The organism is Pseudooceanicola lipolyticus, from assembly GCF_002786325.1.
In the GTDB taxonomy this organism is placed as follows: Bacteria; Pseudomonadota; Alphaproteobacteria; order Rhodobacterales; family Rhodobacteraceae; genus Pseudooceanicola_C; species Pseudooceanicola_C lipolyticus.
Genome location: NZ_PGTB01000275.1, coordinates 1 through 2,982 on the forward strand (window position 1 = coordinate 1; position 2,982 = coordinate 2,982).

4 protein-coding genes are annotated in these 2,982 nt (G+C 66.6%); all 4 read right to left on the bottom strand.

Annotation, left to right across the window (positions count from 1 at the left end; translation table 11 throughout):
- Positions 1 to 66 precede the first annotated feature (66 nt).
- On the bottom strand, positions 67 to 576 hold the full coding sequence (gene msrA, locus CVM52_RS24845) for a peptide-methionine (S)-S-oxide reductase MsrA (RefSeq protein WP_100164961.1): 510 nt from the start codon (positions 574 to 576) through the stop codon (positions 67 to 69).
- Complete coding sequence (gene msrB / locus CVM52_RS24850; RefSeq protein ID WP_100164962.1) at positions 573 to 1,022, bottom strand: peptide-methionine (R)-S-oxide reductase MsrB; 450 nt, start codon at positions 1,020 to 1,022, stop codon at positions 573 to 575. The genes msrA and msrB overlap by 4 nt, the downstream gene beginning before the upstream one ends.
- Positions 1,023 to 1,268: 246 nt before the next feature.
- Positions 1,269 to 2,141, bottom strand: coding sequence for a DMT family transporter (locus CVM52_RS24855; RefSeq protein WP_100164963.1), 873 nt, complete (start codon positions 2,139 to 2,141; stop codon positions 1,269 to 1,271).
- A gap of 117 nt (positions 2,142 to 2,258) precedes the next feature.
- Complete coding sequence (locus CVM52_RS24860; RefSeq protein ID WP_100164964.1) at positions 2,259 to 2,546, bottom strand: HU family DNA-binding protein; 288 nt, start codon at positions 2,544 to 2,546, stop codon at positions 2,259 to 2,261.
- Positions 2,547 to 2,982: the final 436 nt, after the last annotated feature.

Genomic DNA, 2,982 nt, shown 5'->3' on the forward strand with positions numbered 1-2,982 from the left:
GCCGGCGTGACGCCGCCGGCGCCGGACGCCGGGGGCCGTCCCTGAAATCCGCTGCGCTGGCCCGGCCTATTCGGCCGCGGCGCGTTTCGGCAGCACCCAGTCGGGGCGCGGGAAGTGGCAGGTATAGCCATGCGGCAGGCGCTGGAGATAGTCCTGGTGTTCCGGCTCGGCCTCCCAGAAATCGCCGGCGGGCTCGACCTCGGTGACCACGCGGCCGGGCCAGAGGCCCGAGGCCTCGACATCGGCGATGGTGTCCTCGGCGACGGCCTTCTGGTCGTCGTTGAGGTAATAGATCGCCGAGCGGTAGGACAGGCCGATATCGTTGCCCTGGCGGTTCAGCGTGGTGGGGTCGTGGATCTGGAAGAAAAACTCCAGGATCTCGCGATAGCTGATCACCGACGGGTCATAGATGATCTCGATCCCCTCGGCATGGGTGCCGTGGTTGCGATAGGTGGCGTTGGGCACGTCGCCGCCGGTATAGCCGACCCGGGTGCTGATCACGCCGGGCTTGTGGCGGATCAGTTCCTGCATGCCCCAGAAACAGCCGCCTGCGAGGATGGCGCGGTCTTCGCTCATGATACTTCCTCCACCTGGTTGAGATACTCGCCGTAGCCTTCGGCTTCCATGTCGTCGCGATGCACGAAGCGCAGCGAGGCCGAGTTGATGCAATAGCGCAGGCCGCCGCGGTCGCGCGGGCCGTCGGGGAAGACATGGCCGAGATGGCTGTCGCCATGGGTCGAGCGCACCTCGGTACGGACCATGCCCAGCGACCGGTCGGTCAGTTCGGCGACATTGGCCGGTTCGATCGGCTTGGTAAAGCTGGGCCAGCCGCAGCCGGATTCATACTTGTCGGCCGAGGCGAAGAGCGGTTCGCCCGAGACGATGTCGACATAGATGCCCGGTTCCTTGTTGTAGAGCAACGCACCGGTGCCGGGGCGTTCGGTGCCGCTGTTTTGGGTCACGTGGAATTCTTCCTGGGACAGCGCGGCGATGCGGTCGGGGTCCTTGAAATACTTGGTCATGGGGTCCTCTGCGCGGTTTTCTCTGTTCTAGTAGATGGGCGGGGAGGGGCGAAAGCAAAACATTGTTTCGCCCGGCTCGCGCGGACGTGTTGGCGCCGGGCGGCCCGGCGATGGCGCGGCGGCCTTCGGCCTTGAACCCGCGCCCGGCGCATCCTTCCGGTAGCCCAAAGCCTTCCGCAGACCGGTGCCCCCGGGGCGGCCTGCGATCCCCTCATCGATCGGCACGCTTGCGCCCGCAGGCATCGGTCAGCGCGGTGCCGGTTGGCGGGCCATCTGCACCGCCAGGATACCGGCGGTGACGATCAGCACCCCGGTCACGTCCAGCGGGCCCAGGGTTTCGCCCAGCACCACCGCCGCCACCGCGACGCCGAACACCGGGTTGAGAAAGTGGAAGGTGGCGGCGCGGGTGGCGCCGATGCGGTTCAACAGCAGGAACCAGACAAAGGTGGCGGTGAGGCCGGGCACCAGCGTGGTGTAGACAAAGGCGAGCGCGAGCGGCCAAGTCGGCGTCAGCCGGAAGGTTTCAAAGGCGAAGGCGGCGGCGAACAGGGCGGCGGCGCCGATCAGCATCTGCAACCCGACGATCATCATGAAATTGCCGCCCGAAGTGGCGCCGCGCACCGCCAGGGTGGCGAAGGTCAGCGCCAGCACGCCGATGCCGCAGAAGATCACCCCCTGCAGGTCGACGCCGGCGCTGATCCGGGTGCCCATGATCAGCGCGACGCCGGCGATCCCGGCCATCAGCCCGGCAATGCCCAGCGGCCTGAGCCGTTCGCCCAGCAGTAGCCAGCTGGCCAGCGCCACCAGCAGCGGCATGGTCGAGGCGATGATCGCGGCCAGGCTGGCCTCGACCGTCTGCATGCCGATGAAGTTCAGCCCGAGATACAGCGCGTTCTGGCAGATGCCGAACAGGATGGTGGCGTACCATTGCCTGGGCGTCAGCCGCCAGCTTTGCCCCATCGCGCGGGCGATGGCGACGCCGATCAGGCCCGACAGCAGAAAGCGCGCCGCCAGCGAGTATAGCGGCGAGGCATCGACCAGGATGATCCGCGCCGAGGTGAAGGCCGAGGACCACATGAAGGCAAAGGCCAGGCCCATGGCGAGGGCGCCGGTGTCCAGGTCGCGCCCGGCACGCAGCGGCTGGTCGGTCTGTGACATCGGTCCTCCCCGCAGCGGCAAAAAAAAGGGGCCGCCTCGTCAGAGGCGACCCTTTCCCAAATGCGGGAGGGATGCAAGTCAGCCGTTGACGCTGTCCTTCAGCGCCTTGGCGATGGTCATCTTGACCACCTTGTCAGCATCCTTCTTGAACTGTTCGCCGGTGGCGGGGTTGCGCACCATCCGCTCGGGGCGTTCACGGCAATAGATCTTGCCGACACCCGGGAGCGTCACGGCACCGCCGCCTGCCACTTCCTTGGTGATGATCGCGCTCAGCGCGTCCAACGCACCGCTTGCCGCTTTCTTGTCCGCGCCCATCTCCTCGGCCAGGGCCGCCACAAGCTGGGTCTTGGTCATTGGTTTGGCCATATTGTTCTCCTTCATCCGCCCGAGCTATTGGGCCTCAACGCGCTTATTTAACGGTATGTGGGGGTGCAACACAATAAATTGTAGGGGCAGAGTGGCTGAAAAGCCGCATTTCCGAAGGGGAATCCGACGGTTTTTGGCGGTTTCCGGCCGGAATTCCGCGCATCCGCGAGGGGTCGCGCAATTTCGGGTGCGAATCAAGGGCTGACGCCGCGGCGGGGCCGAAACCGCTTGTTTTGCTTCATCGGCTGGGCAAATCGTGCCGGCAGGCGGCGATCAGCGCCGGTCCAGCCGGTCGGCCAGCGCCCGGATCGCGGCCAACAGCGCCCCGACCTCGGCATCGGCCAGGCGGTAATAGCGTTTGCGCCCGTCGGCGCGCACCGTCAGCAGGCCGCTGGTGACCAGCCGCGCCAGGTGTTCGCTGACCGTGCTGGGCGCC

Coding starts and splice junctions, on each gene's coding strand:
- msrA (WP_100164961.1), bottom strand. CDS start 576: ATGAGCGAAGACCGCGCCATCCTCGCAGGCGGCTGTTTCTGGGGCATG.
- CVM52_RS24860 (WP_100164964.1), bottom strand. CDS start 2,546: ATGGCCAAACCAATGACCAAGACCCAGCTTGTGGCGGCCCTGGCCGAG.
- msrB (WP_100164962.1), bottom strand. CDS start 1,022: ATGACCAAGTATTTCAAGGACCCCGACCGCATCGCCGCGCTGTCCCAG.